This is a genomic window from Actinomadura terrae, assembly GCF_022751215.1.
Lineage (GTDB): Bacteria > Actinomycetota > Actinomycetes > Streptosporangiales > Streptosporangiaceae > Spirillospora > Spirillospora terrae.
In genome coordinates, this window is record NZ_JAICDG010000008.1 from 295,061 (window position 1) to 311,284 (window position 16,224).

A 16,224-nucleotide genomic window follows, 5' to 3' on the forward strand; every position below is an offset into this window, starting at 1 on the left:
AGGGACCGGTCGCGATCAGGAGATCTCCCACGCCTGGTCCCTGCCGTTGACGCACTGCCAGTTCACGACCGCGCCCCCGCCCGCGAAGTTCGCGCCGACGACGGTGAGGCAGTTCGCGTTGACCCCGCTGACCAGGTTGTCGCCCCTGAAGTGCCACTGCTGCCCGGCCGCGCCGTTGCAGTCGTAGAGGTTGGTGGCGGCCCCGCTGCCGCCGTTTCCGCCGCGGACGTCCAGGCACTTGTTGCCGGGCAGGTCGCTTCTGAGCCGCCCGCCGTCGAACGACCACCGCTGGTTGGCGCCGCCGTGGCAGGGCCAGACCGTGGTCAGGGCGCCGTTGCCGGTGTTGCCGTCCGCGACCTCAAGGCACAGGCCACCGGCGGCCCGGGGCTTGACGAGGAAGCCGGTGAGCTTCTTCTCTGGCTTGGGCGCGGGCGCCGCCGAGGCGGACGAGGGGGCCGAGGCCGACGAGCCGGCCCACAGCGCGCCCGCCATGGTGACGGCCGGCAGCAGCGCGAGAATCGAGAAGGTGCGCATCGTGCTCTCCAGTTCGATGGTTGCGGGTCCGCCGGATCGGTGGTCCCTGTCGCCTCAACGTTCGCGCCGGCACTGGTGGGCGGCCATCCCCAGATCCTGGGATGGACAACGCGTGCTTGTCCGCATGCGGCGCGTGGTCGATACTGGGCGGGGTGAGCGCTGGACGGAGCGCGCCCGGCGCCGCACTGGTCGGCGCCGCCACGGAGGTCGGCTCGGCCACCGAACTGGGTGCGGTGATCTCACGGTGGGTCGGACGCGCGGTACCGCACGAGGGCTACATGCTCGCCGCGGTCGACCCCGTCACCGGCGCCGGGTGCTTCCTGGCGCGCGGGCACGGCTACACGACGGCGGCCGCGCGGCAGTTGACCCTGGGTGAGCGCCTGAACTGCGACCACCCGTTTCCCTTCCAGCGCCTGGTGGCGGGTCCGTGCCATGTGGGCGTCCTCAACACCGACGGCCCCGTGCGGCGCCGCAGCCCCACGATGCGCGCGGTGATGGCCGACCTGGGCGTGGGCAGCGAACTCCGCCTCGCGCTGGTCGACGGCGGGACGACCTGGGGCGGCCTGGTCCTGCTCCGTCCCAGGGGAGCCCGCCCCTTCTCGCCGGACGAGGCGTCCCGCGCCCAGCACCTGGCCCGCGACATCGTCGCCGCGCTGCGCCGCTATGCGACGGGCGTGCCCCCAGAACCGAACAGGCTCGGCGCGCCACCGGGCGTGCTGGTCCTCGGCGCCGACGAGACGATCCTGTCCGCGACCCCCTCCGCACGCATCTGGATTCGCGAACTCGAAACGCTTCCTGCCGCCGCGTTGGCCGCGCCGGATTTGCCGATGGAAAGCACCATCTGGCACCTCACCCAGAGCGTCCGCGGCCCGGAGGAGCCGACGCCGACCCGCGGCCCGGGCATGCCGGGGCTGACCCGCGTCCCCACCCCGCGCGGCTGGATCGCCATACGAGCCCAGCCCATGCCCACCGGCGCGATCGCCGTGACAATTCAGGCGGCCGCCGGTAAGGAACTGCTTTCGGCGGTGGCACTCTGGCAGGGCCTCAGCCCGAGAGAACGCGTGGTCATCGACCACGTCCTCGAAGGGCTATCGAGCAAGCAAATCGCCCGCCGCCTGCACGTGTCGCCTCACACCCTCAATGACCACCTGAAATCCATTTACCGCAAAGCGGGCGTCTCCACCCGCGAAGAACTCCTGTCGCGCTTCCTCAACTGACTCCCGGGCAGGCGGTACTCCTGCCGCCGGTGGGGTGACTCTGGCGGCGCCGCCAGACCCCGTCCACCCCTGTGACCTGCGAATCGGCCACCAGCAAGGGGTGGCGCGACGGTGGCGAGGTCTCCCTACCCCGAACACCCATTCATTACTGTCCGTAGCGATATATACACTGTGAGCGAATGTCGGGTTCTATGTTGCTCACCCCTGACCGTCCGCTTCAGGGGAGGAGGTGAACCGACATGAGCATGGCTTACGAGCCGCCGTCCCTCGTAGTGATCGGCGATCTGCGCGAGATCACCCTTGGAGACAGGTCCTGGGGATTCGACCGCATCAACCAGTGCGCCATGTGGAACTGCTGACAGTCCACTCGTGATTCCCCGGTCGGCCCATGCTGCCGGGGGAGGGCCGTGCCGGTCGTCAAAGACCGGCACGGCCGGCGCCCATCTTTCGAAGCGCCCGGCATCGAACACCGCCGGGCCCGGCTTTCGCGCGGGACGAAATCACGGTGAGCCGTCCCGCTCGCTGGGGGAAGGCATGCGGTTCTTCGTGGTTCCCGACAATTCCGAGGGTGCCTTGGTCGTGGCGTCCTTGCATACCCGGTGGCCCGACCTGCGGATGCTGCCGCACGATTCGGGACGTCCGTGGATCGTGGGCCACTGGCAGGACGAGGAGGTCCGCTGGGCCGCGGCAGGAGGACGGCGTATCGCGCTGCTGGGACGGGTCCAGGTGAGCGTGCCATGGCTGACCAGGTACATCGTCGGGCAACCTGAGCCGGGCGCCCTGGCGGATCTGAGCCGCGAGCTGCCCGGCAGCTACCACACGGTCGCCGCGATGGACCGCGTCGTGTTCGTCCAGGGAGACCTTTCGACGGTGCGGGAGGTCTTTCACGGCCAGGTGCTGGGAGTGACGATCGCGGCCGACCGTCCCGACGGGCTCGCCGAGCTGGCGGACGCGGCGATCGCCGAAGAGGAACTGGCCGTCCGGCTGCTCGCCCCCGCCGTGCCGTGGCCGCTGAGCGAGGAGTGCCTGTGGAAGGGGATACAGGCGCTTCCCTCCGGCTGCCACCTGCGGATCGGGCCCGACGGTCGCGGCCGGGTGACGCACGGCCGGTCGCTTCCGGCGCCCGAGCTACCGCTCGCCGAAGGGGCGCGCCGGGTGCGGCACGCGCTAAAGGAGGCGGTGCGGGTCCGGACGCACGGCCAGGCGATGCTGAGCGCCGACCTGTCCGGTGGAATGGACTCCACCAGCGTGTGCTTCCTGGCGGCCGGCCGGGTCGATCGGCTGCTGACGGTCGTCTGCGAGCCCGGTGACCCGTCCAGCGATGACGGCCGCTGGGCCGCGCTCGCCGCGACGTCCCTGCCCGGCGCCGAGCACATGTCCTACCGTGCGGAGGACTGCCCGCGCTACTTCGCCGGGCTGCTCGACACCGACCCCGATCTGGAGGCGCCGCTTCCGTCCGTCCACGCGCGGGCGATGGTGCTGGAGCAGGCGCGCCTGATGGCGGCGGCCGGTTCGTCCCGGCATCTGACCGGCCACGGCGGCGACGAGTTGTTCCTTCCCACCCCCGCCTACCTGCACGACCTGCTGCGCAGACGGCCGCTGCGGGCGATCGGGCAGCTGCGCGCCGGACGGGCGGTGTCCCGCTGGCAGACCCGTCCCACCGTCGCCGCACTACTGGACCGCACCTCGTTCGCCGACTGGCTGGGCCACGAGATCGGCCGCGACCTGCGGAACCCGATCCGGGGGGTCGGCACCGCCCCGCTGTCGGGCTGGGGCCCGGCCTACCGGATGCCCGCCTGGGCCACGCCCGAGGCGGTGCGCTCAGTTCAGCATCGATTGCGGGAGGTGGCGCGGGCGCGCCCGTCCCCGCTGTCGCCGCTGCGCGGCCGGCACCTGACCGTCCAGCACATCCGCCAGGGCGGTGAGCTGGTGCGCCGTATCGACCGCCTTTCGCTCCAGCACGGCGTCACCACCGAGGCGCCCTTCCTGGACGATCAGGTGGTCGAGGCGGCCCTCGCCGTGGACTACGCCGACTGCCTGCGGGCCGACCGGTACAAACCCGTGCTGGTCGAGGCGATGCGCGGCATCGTCCCGAGCCGCAGCCTCGGACGGCGCTCCAAGGCCGAGTTCAGCGCGGATCTCTACACCGGGCTCCGCGAGCACCGCCACGACCTGCTGGAACTGTGCGACGGGATGCGCCTGGCCTCGCTCGGCCTGGTCGATGCCGCGGCGCTGCGCGCCGTCATCCTGAGCCCGCCGCCGGTCTCGCTGGAACTGCTGCCCCTGCTCAACACCTTCGCCTGTGAGGTGTGGCTGCGCTCGGTCGGCACCGGACGTCCACGCTCACGCGCCGCTTCGGAGGCGGGCCGATGAAGATATGCCCCGATGTGACCCTCACCGACACCGGCCAGGGCCTGGTGCTGCTCAACGAGCGGACCGGCCGCTACTGGTCCCTCAACGGCACCGGCCGAGCCGTGCTGCTCATGCTCGCGGACGGAGCCACGCCCGAAGAGGCGGTGGACAGCCTGACGCGGCAGCACCCCGACTTCGCCGACCGGATCACCTCGGACGTGGAGGCGCTGATCAAATCGCTCCTGGCAGAGAAGGTGCTGCTCCCATGACGATGCCCGTCGCCCTCGAACCGCGACCGGACGTCTCCCGCGGCCGCCGGGCGGCCGCCCTCGCGGCCGTGTCCGCGGCGACGCTGCTGGAGCGGCTGCCGCCACGCCGGTTGCGGCGCGTCCTGGAGGCGGCTCGCCGCGGAGCCCGCCCGGCCACCGCCGCGCAGGCGCTGGCCGCGCGCGAGGCGGTCGTGGCGGTCAGCCTCCACTGCGCCGGGCAGGGCTGCCTGCGGCGATCGGTGGCCGTCGCGCTGCTGTGCCGGATGGGCGGGTCCTGGCCGGACTGGTGCACCGGCGTCCGCGTCGAGCCGTTCCGCGCGCACGCCTGGGTCGAGGTGGACGGCACCGCGATCGGGGAGCTGGACGACATGCACCTCTACCACAAGACCATGACGGTGCCCGCCCGGCGCCGGGGCGGGCGGTGAGCATGCGCGAGGCGTTCGCGCTGGCCGCCCAGAGTCTGACGGCCGGGATCTTCGCCGTCGCCGCGTTCAGCAAACTGCGGGGCCGGGAGGATTTCGAGCGGTTCGCCACCACCGTCCGCAAGCTGACGATGCGCTCGGGTCCGGAGACCACCGTGCTCGCCGGGGCCTTCGCGGTCGTCGAGGCCCTGACCGCCGTGCTGATCGCCGTGCCCGCCACCGCCACCGCGGGCCTGTGGACGGCAGCGGCGCTCCTCATTCTGTTCATCGGCGTGGTCTTCCGGGCCGTCCGCGGCAAGGTGTTCGCCGAATGCGGCTGCTTCGGCGGCAGCGCGATCATGAGCTACCCCCTACTGCTGCGCAACCTCCTGCTCCTGGCCCTGGCGCTGGCGGGTCTGGCTGCCCCGGCCTGGGAGGGCCTCGCCGTCCGCGGCGCCGCGCTGGCCGCCGGCCTGGTCGCCGCGCCGGTGCTGCTGCGCTCCTACGACCGCGCCGTGACCCTCGTCCTCGGACGGGTGCACGCCAGGACCCAGCCGTGACCGCGCCGATCGAGGTCCGCGGGCTGAGCAAGCACTTCGGCCGCGTGATCGCGCTCGACGCCGTCGACCTCACCGTGCCCAGGGGAGCCGTCCACGGCCTGCTGGGCCACAACGGCGCCGGTAAGAGCACCCTGGTCGGCGTCCTCGCGACCCTGCTGCGCCCCACCCGGGGCACCGTCCGCGTGGCGGGCCATGACGTGCTCGAACGTCCCGCCCAGGTCCGCCGCCGCATCGCCCTCACCGGCCAGCAGACGACGCTGGACCTCACAATGTCCGGGCGCGACAACCTGTTCATGACCGCCCGCCTGCTCGGCGCCGGACGCCGCGCCGCCCGCGCCCGGACCGACCAGCTGCTGGAGGCGTTCGAGTTGACCGCCGCCGCCGACCGTCCCGCCCGCGGCTACTCCGGCGGCATGCGGCGCCGCCTCGACCTGGCGATGACCCTCGTCCGGCGCAGCGAGGTCGTCTTCCTGGACGAGCCCGGCACCGGCCTGGACCCGGCCAGCCGCCTCGCCACCTGGGACATGGTGCGCGGGCTCACCGCCACCGGCAGCACCGTCGTCCTGACCACCCAGCACCTGGAGGAGGCCGACCGCCTCGCGGACGCGATCACCGTCCTCGCCGACGGCCGCGTCGTCGCCACCGGCCCGCCCGAGGACCTCAAACGCCGCATCGGCCGCCGCAGCGCGACGGTCCGCCTCGCCACGGCCGCCGACACGCTCGCCGCCGACCGCGCCCTGACCGCCGCGGGCCTGCCCCCCGAGTGCGACCGCCCCCGCCGCGCCCTGACCATCACCCTGACCCGCGACCGCGACCTCACCGCCGTCGTCCGCGTCCTGGACGCGGCCGGGATCGAACCCACCCGCCTGACCCTGTCCGAACCAGGCCTGGACCAGGTGTACCTGGCCCTGACCGGCCACCGCCGAACGGAAGCACCATGACCGCCCCGCCCCTCACCGACCACCCCCACGAGCCGCTCACAGGCTCCGACGACTGGCACGGCGCGGCAACGACGACCCAGATCGCGATACTGACGGCCCGCTCCATGCGCGCCCTCGTCCTGGACCGCCGCCTGCTGATCATCGGCGTGGTCGAATCCCTCATAATGCTGATCGCCTTCGGCCAGGTCTTCTCCGGCCTCGCCTACGCCCCGGGCTTCCCCGCCCACATCAAATACATCGATTTCCTCTTCCCGGCCCTCATGCTCACCACAACGCTGCAAAGCGGCATCCAGGCCGGAATCGGAGTCACCGACGACGCCCAGTCGGGCATCCTCGACCGCCTCCGCTCGATGCCGGTCTGGCCCGGCTCGATCCTCATAGCCCGCAGCCTCGCCGGCCTGGCCCGAGGCGCCCTGCGCCTACTCGTCCTCCTGACCCTGGCCCGCGCCCTGTTCGGCTACCACCCCGCAGGCGGCGTCGAAGGCCTGCTGGCCGCCGCCGCCCTCTCCCTGGCGGTGAGCTGGAGCCTGAGCTGGCTCTTCATCGCCCTGGCCTGCTGGATCCACCAGTCCGAAGCCCTCCACGCCACCGCGGGCCTGGTGATGTTCCCGCTGATGTACGCCTCGAACGCCTTCGTCCCGATGGACGGCCTCCCCGGCTGGCTCCGCTGGATCGCCCGCTACAACCCCATAACCCACGGCATCAACTCCGCCCGAGACCTATGCCTAACAGGCACCACGGGCCCCGGCGTCCTAACCGCCATCCTCGCAAGCCTGCTAATCGCCACCGCAGCCGCCACCACAGCCACCAAAGCCCTCTCCCGCCCCCGCTAACCCCAACAACCCAAGCCCCCACCCTCACCCCCCGCAGCCCAAGCGCCCGCCCCCCTCCACAATCAGGCAGGAGCCGAGGAGGATGAGGGCCCCTGCACGTCGCCTGGACGCTGGCAGAAGCCAAGTTGCGAACCCTGCGGGGCGATGAGGACCAGGGCTTGCGTACGTCCGCATCACCACCGCCAAGGTGTTGCGAACCCTCGCAGGGGCGATGACGAGGCTCCTGCCTGACCTCCGCCCGACAGCAGGACCGCCGCGTTGCGAACCTTCGTAGGGGCGATGAGGACGCCGACGGGCTCGGCATGGCGCACCGCTGCACCGCTCGGTTGCGAACCCCCGTGGGGCTATGAGGACGCAGCGACTCCTGCTGGCCACCACTACCGCCGGGGCGTTGCGAACCTTGGTGGGGGCTACGAGGAGCCCATAGTAGAGCCGCTGGCTGGATGACACGTGTGCTTGCACCAGACCACCGGAGGCGGAACGAACCGTGCCCACGTTGACCCTCCCGTTGCCGTCCGGCGGTACCTGGACGCGGGCAGATTATGAGGCGCTGCCCGAAGACCTTCCGGTACGCGTGAGCCTCATCCATGGAGCGCTGGTGGTGGCCCCCCGGCCCCGCCCGCTCCACCAGCGCATCGCCCGGCGTCTGGCGACTCGTCTCGAAGACGCGGCCCCCGATGCCTGGCAGGTCGACACCGCCGTGGACGTCCTCCTGGACGACGATGAAGTGGAGGCGGTCGAGATCGCTCCCGACATCGTCGTGTACTCCAGCGACCACGACCCCTACGAGCGCCCGATTCTCGCCCATCAGGTCGCCCTGGTTGTCGAGGTCGTCTCACCGTCGACCAGGCACAGGGACCGCCGAGTGCAACCAGCCTTGTACGCCGAGGCGGGTATCCGGCACTACTGGCGGGTGGAGACCGACCAGACCGCACCGGCGTTCGCCGTCTACACCTACGAACTGGGCGATGCCACCGGCGGATACGTCGCGACAGGCGTACACCACGACCGGATCACCGCCACCTTGCCCTTCGCCCTCGACATAGAACTCAAGGCCGTCCGCGAACGCTGACATCCGCGACGTACCGCTCAACAACCCGAGCGGTAATGGCTGGGTGCAGGCGGCTTCTGGCTTATCTGGGACTGGTTTTGTGATCCCCTCGCAGGGGCGATGAGGACGCGCGGCGCCGCTGCGCCCGACGACGCGGAGGCTGTTGCGAACCCGCGTGGGGGCGATGAGGACTGGACGATCTAGTGCAGATCCTGGACGTGCTGCTGCAGTTGCGAACCCTTGTAGGGGCGATGAGGACGACCTCTGATGAACCGCGGCACGGTGCTCATCCTCACGTTGCGAACCCTTGTAGGGGCGATGAGGACACGTTCCAGGGCTACATGGCGGTGTGTGTCAGTTTGTTGCGAACCCTTGTAGGGGCGATGAGGACCCCATGGTAAAGCCGCTGGCTGGATGCCACGGCGACAGCCGTACATGGAGTGCGATTTCAGCGAGCCTCCGGTAGTGCACGCGACCCCGGCGTGTCGCTGAAACGATCAAGGTTGACCTGGCAGCGGACACGGCTACCGCATCTCAGCGAGGCGCGGTCGCTTGTTCCTTCTTGGGGTGGGCCTCCCGAAGGGAGGGGAAGCGCGGGGCGGTGGACCCGGCCGTACGCCCGCCGTCTCGGGCTGGCCTCGGTGGCCGGTTAAAGGTCGAGGTTCCCAGCCTTTGCTCGCGATACGAGCACGGTGAACGCGGTGCGGTCGATGGCCAGGTGGCCGCTGTGCGGGTTCTTGCTGTCCCTAATACTCAGGAGGGTGGCGGTTCTCGCGACCTCCACACACTGGCCGGAGCTGCCGCCGCTGTAGCTGCTCTTGCGCCACTGGACGGACGTCGTGCTGGTGATCTTCACGGTTCCTCCATGGGGTGTTGGTCGGTCTCGGCTTGGTGATTGGCGAGTTCCCAGAGGCTGGCGACGTGGGAGGCGAACCGGTCGTAGAGGCCGTCGTCCTGAAGTCGTTTAATGTGCAGCATCGGGGAGTCGTGCCCGACCAGGCGCGCGAGGTGCGGTGTGACGAGCATCTGGTCGTCAAAGACAAATGCGCTCAGTCCGATGTGCTCGTCGCCGTAGCGCGTTTCGATGGTCGGGACGTCGCTGAGCTTGGACAACTCGTCCATCGTGACTTGGATGCGAGTGCTGACGGTCAGCGGGACCGCCTCCAGCTCTTCTCTGCGACGTGTGACCTCACTGTTCGGGTCGCCGATGAGAAAGCGGATGCGGCAACCCGCCTCTGCCTGCCTGCGCAGGACGCTGCGTAGGTTGGGCAACTCCAGCCATAGGAAGTAGTTGGTGTATCCCGCGAAGGTCAGTTCTGATTTCGCATTGCTGATCAGCCCGCGCCACACCGATTTCGGGCAGCTTGACCGGTACGGATAAACGGCGACGATCTCGCGGTCGGCGCCGATCTTGATGTTCCTGCCGACGGTTTTGGGCCAGAGCACGGCCTCACCAACTCCCGGTGCCTCTTGCTCGGCTCTACCAGTGTGCCAAGCGAAAGGCCCCGGCGGGAGGGAGGTCCCGCCGGGGCCGATCGAGGGTCGGTCACAGGTTGAGGTCTCCGGCCTTCACTCGCCACACCAGCGCGGCGAACGCGGGGCGGCCGATGGACAGGTGACCACCTTCGGGGTTCTTGCTGTCCCTGATTCCCACAAGCGCGTAGGTCTCCGCGACCTCCACACACTGGCCACTCTGCCCACCGCTGTAACTGCTCTTGCGCCAGGGGCCGGACGTAAGCTTGTCGGTCGTCTTCACAGTTCCTCCAACGCTTTACGGATGGCGGCCGTCGACTCCTCAGCGTTCAACGCCTTGGACCTGATCAACTCAAACAGTATGCCAAGTTCGGCGACGTAATCGCCTTCGTCGATCAGACGGCCGCGCCCACCGGCGGACTCTGCGTAGACGGTGTCCGGCTCCCCAGGGGAGCACAGGATCGTGAACGTACCCTCTGGAGACAGTTCGGCGTCCTCGGGGACGATGTGGATATGCACGTGCGGCAGGTCAGCCAACGTGAGCAGATGCTCGAGCTGTGCGCGCATGACCTCGCGACCGCCGAAGGGGCGACGGAGCACAGAGGCGTCTAGCAACGCAAAGATGGCTGGGGGCTCATCCGCGTTGATGATCTCCTGACGTTCGAGTCGGGCCGTGACGAGACTTTCCAGCTTGTTCGGCTGCTGGCCGGCCTTCAGCACGGCGCGAGCGTAGTCAGGCGCCTGGAAGAGACCTGTGATCACGAAGTTCTCATAAACCTTGATCATGCCTGCCTAGCCCTCCGCGTCTGCGAACTCGGGGAATCCCGCTGGGAGGCCGGTCTCTTCGAGGACGCGGGGGTAGAGCGGGGTGAAGAACTGGTCCTGCTCGAACGCCCGGTCGAGGGCCTGGCAGTTCCTGCGGGTGGGGCGGCGCTGCTGGGTCTCCATGCCGCTGATCAGGCTTCCCGAGACGTGGATCTTGCTGCCAAGCGTGGGCTGTGACCAGCCCTTTTCCTCGCGGAGGCGCTTGAGGTGGTACGCGAGGTATGCACGAGCCGATTCCGACGGGTCGATCGACGGCATGGGGGCCTCCCTGATCCGGCACGTGACGCTGTGCTTGGGCTCAGTCGCTTGTGGAGAGCTTTGTATAGCGCAGAGTAGCCGCGAGAACACACCATCGGAGGCCAGACAGCGAAATCGGTGGCTCAGGAGACAGATCATGTGCATCGACGACACGGCGGGACGAACATCGCAGCCGGGCGAACCGGGGTACGAGCGGGAAGTTTCCTGGCTTGAGGATGTGGTGAGGGCGCTCGACATGGTCGGGGGCTTCAAGACGTCCATGCGGCAGCTTTACGGCGACGGGGCCCCGTTTCTGGACGTCGTGGGTGACGGGGGAGCGCGGCTCAAGGAGACCGTCCACGTCCGGTGGGTCGGTCAGAGCCTGCGGGGCGTCTGGTCGTGGGGCGAGGACATCGCGGGCGACGGGGATCCGCAGGTGGCGGCCGAGGCGATCGGCAGGGTCGTCAGCCCCAGGATGTGACCCGGTCATGGGACGCCATGAGAAGACCCCGGGAAACCACCCTCAGCCCCCGAGCGAGGTGGAGCAGGAGGGCGGGCCCGCGACCTTCATTCCGCAGAGCGAGCGGGTCACGTTTCTGGTCCACCTGGCTCGGGAGTTCGAGGACGCGGCCGGGTTGATGACCGTGTTCGCCGTTCTCGACGGATTCGTGGTCCTGCGTGTAGTTCCCGTGCGGGCACCCCGCCGAGCGAGGACGGTCGGCTGCCTCTACCGGCACGGCCAGTGGTGGTTCTACGACGTCACGGCAGACCGGACCATCCGTCCTGCCAATGAAATCAGCGCAGCGGCAAAGGAGATCAGGACGAGCATGGAAACGGCGGTGGCGGCATGACCGAGGAGTATCCGGTCAAGAGATACGGGCTGGTGGCGCAGGTCAACGGCGTCCACGCGGATATGTGGATGATTCCCAGGTTCGCGTCCATCCTGACCGGCGTGAACGCGGCGCGGCTGAACCGGTGGGCTGCCGCCGGGCTGCTGTCCTACCGGCAGGACGAGCCGCGTGCTCCCCGGCGGTATCTCAGGGCGGAACTGCTGATCGTGTCCGGATTAGGCGTCAACGGAGACCCTCCGACGATCTACGCGCTGCGCCGCCACATTCGCCGCGTCCAGACGACGTCGTCCGACGCATAAAGCTGCCCGCCGTGGACAAGATTCGTCCGGCGGGCACGGGGTCCCGGAGCCGATGTGACTGGGGAAGCGGTCCGGGACCCCATCCATCCCCGGGCGGGGGCCGCCTCGAACACCCCCGCCCAACTCGTCGGCCTACCTGCGGCGGGCGCCGGGGAGGCGAGGGGTTGGGGGTGCGGTCGCGGGGCGGCCGAGTGGGGCGCGGACGGTGCCCAGGCTGCGGACGCCAGGCAGCCCGGCCGGCATCCGGTACGGCGCGCCGCGCGTCCTATAGGTCCGGCACCGGCCTCGTGGTTACATCGCCCGTCACACCGGTGGCGATGGCAATCCGATGTGCGCCAGGACGATGTCGGCGACTTCGCGCACGGGAACGGTCGTCACCACTTCCAGCGTGGCCGAGGCCCGCAGCAGGGGTTCCACCGTCTCGACGTATTCAAGGGTGGCGGCGAGCTCGGCCGGGTCCTTGCCGTAGGAGTTGGTAGTGCGGGTCGAAAGCCGCTCGACCAGTACCTCTACCGGGGCGCTGAGTAGCACGATGTGGTCGAAGCACGGATAGAACAAGCCCTGATTGCGGACCGTGCCCTGCACGAACAGCGCGCCCGTCTCTGCTACGGGAGCGTCGTGCAGCAGCGTCCGGATCCGGTCCTCGCGCCACAGTCGTTCACCGTCGATTTCCTCGAGATAGTCGCCGTAGTCGGTGTCCACTGCCGGGAAGCCGCGCGACGCGAGTTCGTCCAGCAGCGTGGACTTACCGGCCCCCGACATACCTGTCACCAACACCCGCTTCATGCCGCCGGAGCATACGTGGCGGTTCTATGGCAGCCGGCTTGGAGCAGTGGACGGCGCGTCCACGCCGGGGAACGGCAGCGGGCACCGGGGTCGGCTTGAGCAGGCGATCAGGTCATCGCAGCCCGCGTTCAGTGCCTCGCGCAGGCTGCCCGCGATGGCCTCCAGGTCAGCGATCTTGGCTTCGACCTCGGCCAGCTTGTGCCGCGCCCGTGCGGCGAGACCGGCGTCCGGGGCCTGGTGGCGGTGGGCGCCGGTCTCCAGCAGTTCGGCGACCTCGTCCAGCGTGAATCCCAGCCGCTGCGCTGTTTTGATCACTCGCAGCAGCGTCACCGTCTCGGCAGGGTAGAGCCGGTGGCCGCCCAGGGTCCGCTCCGGTTCGGCGATCAACCCCCGCCGCTCGTAGTAGCGCAAAGTCTGCGGGTTCACCCCGGCTGCCTGGGCGACCTGGCTGGAGCGGAGCCCCTCGTATCCGCTCACCGGAACCGTTCCTCCGGCTTGATGCCATCTCTCTGGACGAGTTGCTCCGCCCGCTCGGCGAGCGCCGCCACGACCGGCGCGTGCTCGTCGGCGGCGGCGACCTCCAGGGTCAGTTCGCCGCTGGTCGCGGTTATCGAGAAGGTGAAGAACGAGCAGCATTCGGTCTCGCGGGCCGCCAGGTCGGCCGCGCGTCCGGCCAATTTTGGGGCGGGCCGCATACGCATCCGCACCCGTCCCGACGCGACCAGCTCCACGGCGGTGACCGCCTCGGCGAACAATGCGTCGAACTCGGCGACCCGCAATGGCTTCTGGGCCGTGGGCAGTGTGCATGCCGCCGGGGTCCAGCCCTCGTCCTGAATTGCCGGAGCCGAACCGGCCTTTCCCTGCTTGAACTCCATGAACCGACGGTAAGCCTGTACCCCGGTACCGGCTGCAATCCCCGGGCAAGCTCCGGTCAGGCGCGGTCGTGGAGGGTGATCTGGTAGCCGTCGGGGTCGGCGAAGGTGAACGTCCGGCCGAAGGGCCCGTCGATCGGCGCGGAGACGATGGTGTGACCGTCCGCGACCAGGGCGTCGTGAATGGCTTGGACGTCTGTGGCGTGGAGCCAGATCGCGGCGCCGATGCCGGGCCGGGCGGCGGATTCGAGATCGGTGCCGGGAACGATGTCGCGCAGTGCGAACGCGATCGGCTTCGTCTCGAAGACGACGGCGTGCGGAGGCCCGGTCCGCGACCGGACGAGGCCGAGGTATCGCTCGTAGAACGCCTGCGAGGCGTCGAGGTCGCGCGCCTGGAGCGAGACGAAGTCGGGGCCGGTGACGGGCATGGTGATGCTCCTTATCATTATGTCAGCTTTCTGACACAACACACGCTATGTCAGAATGCTGACATGAGTCAAGACGAGGTCGTCGACCTGCGGACGTCCCTGGGCTACCTGCTGAAAGAGGCGTCGAGCGCGCTCCGCGCGGCCATGGAGGAGGTGCTGCGGCCGCTCGGGATGAGCATCACGCACTACGCCTGCCTCGAATTGCTGGCCCAGCGACCGGGCCTGTCGAACTCCGAGCTCGCGCGGGGCGCGTTCGTGACCCGGCAGACGATGAACGTGCTGCTCCAGGCCCTGGAACGAGAGGGCTACGTGACCAGGCCCGCGGCGGCGCCCGTCGGGAAGGCCCTTCCCGCGCGGCTCACGCCTCGCGGGCGGCGGAGCCTTGAGAAGGCGTCCGCGGCGGTCCGGTCCGTCGAGGTCAGAATGCTGGACGGCATGACCGAGGCCGAGCGGGCGGACGCGTTCCGGATTTTGCAGAGGATGATCCACTCGCTGCGCGAAGGCAACGACGGCGCATAGCTCGTGCTCCGAGTGGGGGAGGATGGCCTGACTGATCGGTCGGCGGGTGGGGTTGAGCGTGAAGCACGACGTGTCGGAGCAGGGTGAGTCGCCGTTCGCGGTTGATCTGACCGCACGCGCGCGGGCCGGGCAGGTGGGACCGGTCGTCGGACGGGAGGCGGAGGTCAGGCGGCTGATCGAGATCCTCGTCCGGCGTGACCGCGCGAATCCGCTGGTGGTCGGGGAGCGGGGGGTCGGTAAGACGTCGGTGATCGAGGGACTCGCGCTGCGCATCGCGAGCGGGGACGTCCCGGCGGGGTTGCGGGACGTGCGGCTGCTCGTGTTCGATCTCGCGGCGATCGGGGCGGTGCGGGAGTTGGAGCGGCTCCTGACCCAGCCCGTGATCGTGGTGTTGGACGACCTGCACACGATGGCCGCCCGCGGTGTGCCGGTGGCCTCGGCGCTGGGAGCGGTCGGGTCGCCGGGTGCGGCGCGGGTGATCGCGACGGCGACGCCGGTGGGCGAGCGGGAGCGGCTCGCGGGGCTGCCCGTCCTGCGCAGGCATTTCCACCGGATGGACGTCGCGGAGGCGAGCGTCGGTGATACCACCGCCGTCCTGCGCGGGCTCAGGTCGCGGCTGGAGGAGCACCACGGGATCGTGATCACTGACGCGGCGCTGGAGGCCGCGGCGACGCTCGCCGATCGGCATCTGACCGGGCGGTTCCTGCCGGAGAAGGCCGTCGACCTGGTGGAGGAGGCCGCCGCGCGGCTGCTGGTCGACGGGCTCGCCGAGGACGGCGGGGCGCTCGGGGCGGACGACGTCGCCCGCGCGTTGGACGTCCCGGTGGAGCGGCTCGAAGGCAGGGAGGCGGTCGGGCGGGAGGACGCGACGCCGGGCACGCTCGGGCCCGGAGATCCCGTGCGGATCGGGGCGCATCGGGTGCTGCGGCGGCTCGGGCAGGGCGGTCAGGGCGTGGTCTACCTGGCCGAGGACGGACGGGGCGAGCGGGTCGCGATCAAGGTGCTGCACGCGGCGTCGCTGGGGGACGCGCGGGCCCGGGAGCGGTTCGTCCGGGAGATCGAGGCGGCGCGGCGGGTGGCGTCGTTCTGCACGGCGCGGGTCCTGGAGGCGGCCTTCGAGGGCGAGGTGCCGTATGTGGTGAGCGAGTACGTGGAGGGTCCGTCGCTGCGGCAGGCCGTCACGGCGGGCGGGCCGCGGGCGGGCGGCGCGCTGGACCGGCTGGCCATCGGCACGATCACGGCGCTGGCCGCGATCGCGGAGGCGGGGATCGTGCACCGCGACTTCAAGCCCGACAACGTGCTGCTGGCCGCGGACGGGCTCCGCGTCATCGACTTCGGTATCGCGCGCGTCGCCAACGCCGGGTCGTCGGTGACCGGGCACGTGATCGGCACGCCCGCGTACATGGCGCCCGAGCAGTTCGAGGGCGGCGCGGTCGGGCCGCCGGCGGACGTGTACGCGTGGGCGTGCGCGATGGTCTACGCGGCGACCGGGCGGCCGCCCCACGGCGCCGACTCGATTCCGCAGATCATGTACCGGAAGCTGCGGGGCGAGGCGGAGTTCGGCGAGTTCGCGGGGCGGGCGTCCGGGGCGCTGGCGGCCATGGTCGAGCGCGGGCTGAGCCGTGACCCGGGGGTGCGTCCGGCGGCGAAGGACATTCTGCTGTCCCTCATCGGGCATGGTGATGTGGCGCCGACCGGACTGCTCGCGGAGGGCGCGGCCATCGCCACGCGGGTCACCGACTGGAGTTGAGGGCGGGTGCTCTCGCCGGCGGGTGT

At 70.1% G+C, this 16,224-nt stretch carries 24 protein-coding genes; 14 read left to right on the plus strand and 10 right to left on the minus strand.

Annotated features, from left to right (window positions below):
• Positions 1-15 precede the first annotated feature (15 nt).
• Entirely contained in the window at positions 16-534 is a 519-nt protein-coding gene (locus tag K2F47_RS37575; protein WP_242911010.1) for a ricin-type beta-trefoil lectin domain protein, read from the minus strand.
• Positions 535-686: 152 nt separating this feature from the next.
• Here K2F47_RS37575 and K2F47_RS41620 point away from each other — a divergent pair, with 152 nt between their 5' ends.
• From K2F47_RS41620 to K2F47_RS37620, 9 genes are all read left to right on the plus strand, one after another.
• Positions 687-1,751, plus strand: a complete 1,065-nt coding sequence (locus K2F47_RS41620) for a helix-turn-helix transcriptional regulator (protein ID WP_242911011.1) — start codon at positions 687-689, stop codon at positions 1,749-1,751.
• Between the two features lie 239 nt (positions 1,752-1,990).
• A complete protein-coding gene (locus K2F47_RS37585) occupies positions 1,991-2,110 on the plus strand; it encodes a lasso RiPP family leader peptide-containing protein (protein WP_242911012.1) in 120 nt (39 codons plus the stop codon).
• A 220-nt stretch (positions 2,111-2,330) separates the two neighbouring features.
• A complete protein-coding gene (locus K2F47_RS37590; protein ID WP_242911013.1) occupies positions 2,331-4,124 on the plus strand; it encodes an asparagine synthase-related protein in 1,794 nt (597 codons plus the stop codon).
• Positions 4,121-4,372, plus strand: a complete 252-nt coding sequence (locus K2F47_RS37595; protein WP_242911014.1) for a lasso peptide biosynthesis PqqD family chaperone — start codon at positions 4,121-4,123, stop codon at positions 4,370-4,372. Before K2F47_RS37590 ends, K2F47_RS37595 begins: the two co-directional genes overlap by 4 nt.
• The gene (locus tag K2F47_RS37600; protein WP_242911015.1) at positions 4,369-4,797 is read left to right on the plus strand and encodes a lasso peptide biosynthesis B2 protein; all 429 of its coding nucleotides are present in this window, start codon (positions 4,369-4,371) and stop codon (positions 4,795-4,797) included. The genes K2F47_RS37595 and K2F47_RS37600 overlap by 4 nt, the downstream gene beginning before the upstream one ends.
• Positions 4,798-4,799: 2 nt before the next feature.
• Entirely contained in the window at positions 4,800-5,333 is a 534-nt protein-coding gene (locus K2F47_RS37605; protein ID WP_242911089.1) for a MauE/DoxX family redox-associated membrane protein, read from the plus strand.
• The gene (locus tag K2F47_RS37610) at positions 5,330-6,274 is read left to right on the plus strand and encodes an ABC transporter ATP-binding protein (protein WP_242911016.1); all 945 of its coding nucleotides are present in this window, start codon (positions 5,330-5,332) and stop codon (positions 6,272-6,274) included. Before K2F47_RS37605 ends, K2F47_RS37610 begins: the two co-directional genes overlap by 4 nt.
• Positions 6,271-7,107: an ABC transporter permease gene (locus K2F47_RS37615; RefSeq protein WP_242911017.1), complete on the plus strand. Its 837-nt coding sequence runs from the start codon at positions 6,271-6,273 to the stop codon at positions 7,105-7,107. The genes K2F47_RS37610 and K2F47_RS37615 overlap by 4 nt, the downstream gene beginning before the upstream one ends.
• 487 nt (positions 7,108-7,594) lie before the next feature.
• Positions 7,595-8,179, plus strand: coding sequence for a Uma2 family endonuclease (locus K2F47_RS37620; protein ID WP_242911018.1), 585 nt, complete (start codon positions 7,595-7,597; stop codon positions 8,177-8,179).
• A gap of 628 nt (positions 8,180-8,807) precedes the next feature.
• Here the strand turns inward: K2F47_RS37620 and K2F47_RS37625 are convergent.
• The 5 genes from K2F47_RS37625 to K2F47_RS37645 all read right to left on the minus strand — a co-directional run bounded on the left by K2F47_RS37625 (position 8,808) and on the right by K2F47_RS37645 (position 10,714).
• Entirely contained in the window at positions 8,808-9,014 is a 207-nt protein-coding gene (locus tag K2F47_RS37625; protein ID WP_308198536.1) for a DUF397 domain-containing protein, read from the minus strand.
• Complete coding sequence (locus K2F47_RS37630; protein WP_242911019.1) at positions 9,011-9,604, minus strand: DUF5919 domain-containing protein; 594 nt, start codon at positions 9,602-9,604, stop codon at positions 9,011-9,013. The genes K2F47_RS37625 and K2F47_RS37630 overlap by 4 nt, the downstream gene beginning before the upstream one ends.
• A gap of 100 nt (positions 9,605-9,704) precedes the next feature.
• Positions 9,705-9,914, minus strand: coding sequence for a DUF397 domain-containing protein (locus K2F47_RS37635; protein ID WP_242911020.1), 210 nt, complete (start codon positions 9,912-9,914; stop codon positions 9,705-9,707).
• The gene (locus K2F47_RS37640) at positions 9,911-10,417 is read right to left on the minus strand and encodes a DUF5753 domain-containing protein (protein WP_242911021.1); all 507 of its coding nucleotides are present in this window, start codon (positions 10,415-10,417) and stop codon (positions 9,911-9,913) included. Before K2F47_RS37640 ends, K2F47_RS37635 begins: the two co-directional genes overlap by 4 nt.
• Before the next feature lie 6 nt (positions 10,418-10,423).
• The gene (locus K2F47_RS37645) at positions 10,424-10,714 is read right to left on the minus strand and encodes a helix-turn-helix domain-containing protein (protein WP_242911022.1); all 291 of its coding nucleotides are present in this window, start codon (positions 10,712-10,714) and stop codon (positions 10,424-10,426) included.
• Between the two features lie 136 nt (positions 10,715-10,850).
• Here K2F47_RS37645 and K2F47_RS37650 point away from each other — a divergent pair, with 136 nt between their 5' ends.
• The 3 genes from K2F47_RS37650 to K2F47_RS37660 are packed head-to-tail and all read left to right on the plus strand — an operon-like array spanning position 10,851 to position 11,843.
• Positions 10,851-11,174, plus strand: a complete 324-nt coding sequence (locus K2F47_RS37650; protein ID WP_242911023.1) for a hypothetical protein — start codon at positions 10,851-10,853, stop codon at positions 11,172-11,174.
• Between the two features lie 7 nt (positions 11,175-11,181).
• Positions 11,182-11,544: a hypothetical protein gene (locus K2F47_RS37655; RefSeq protein ID WP_242911024.1), complete on the plus strand. Its 363-nt coding sequence runs from the start codon at positions 11,182-11,184 to the stop codon at positions 11,542-11,544.
• Positions 11,541-11,843, plus strand: coding sequence for a hypothetical protein (locus K2F47_RS37660; protein ID WP_242911025.1), 303 nt, complete (start codon positions 11,541-11,543; stop codon positions 11,841-11,843). The genes K2F47_RS37655 and K2F47_RS37660 overlap by 4 nt, the downstream gene beginning before the upstream one ends.
• A gap of 303 nt (positions 11,844-12,146) precedes the next feature.
• Here the strand turns inward: K2F47_RS37660 and K2F47_RS37665 are convergent, their stop codons facing one another.
• From K2F47_RS37665 to K2F47_RS37680, 4 genes are read right to left on the minus strand one after another with little or no spacing between them, the layout of a single operon-like run.
• Positions 12,147-12,629, minus strand: a complete 483-nt coding sequence (locus tag K2F47_RS37665; RefSeq protein ID WP_242911026.1) for an ATP-binding protein — start codon at positions 12,627-12,629, stop codon at positions 12,147-12,149.
• Between the two features lie 24 nt (positions 12,630-12,653).
• On the minus strand, positions 12,654-13,106 hold the full coding sequence (locus K2F47_RS37670) for a MerR family transcriptional regulator (protein ID WP_242911027.1): 453 nt from the start codon (positions 13,104-13,106) through the stop codon (positions 12,654-12,656).
• Positions 13,103-13,504, minus strand: coding sequence for a hypothetical protein (locus tag K2F47_RS37675; RefSeq protein ID WP_242911028.1), 402 nt, complete (start codon positions 13,502-13,504; stop codon positions 13,103-13,105). The genes K2F47_RS37670 and K2F47_RS37675 overlap by 4 nt, the downstream gene beginning before the upstream one ends.
• 56 nt (positions 13,505-13,560) lie before the next feature.
• Positions 13,561-13,929, minus strand: coding sequence for a VOC family protein (locus K2F47_RS37680; protein ID WP_242911029.1), 369 nt, complete (start codon positions 13,927-13,929; stop codon positions 13,561-13,563).
• Between the two features lie 63 nt (positions 13,930-13,992).
• Here K2F47_RS37680 and K2F47_RS37685 point away from each other — a divergent pair, with 63 nt between their 5' ends.
• Together K2F47_RS37685 and K2F47_RS37690 are read left to right on the plus strand one after the other, a co-directional pair.
• On the plus strand, positions 13,993-14,448 hold the full coding sequence (locus K2F47_RS37685) for a MarR family winged helix-turn-helix transcriptional regulator (RefSeq protein ID WP_242911030.1): 456 nt from the start codon (positions 13,993-13,995) through the stop codon (positions 14,446-14,448).
• A gap of 58 nt (positions 14,449-14,506) precedes the next feature.
• Complete coding sequence (locus K2F47_RS37690; RefSeq protein WP_242911031.1) at positions 14,507-16,198, plus strand: protein kinase domain-containing protein; 1,692 nt, start codon at positions 14,507-14,509, stop codon at positions 16,196-16,198.
• The last annotated feature ends 26 nt before the right edge of the window (positions 16,199-16,224 follow it).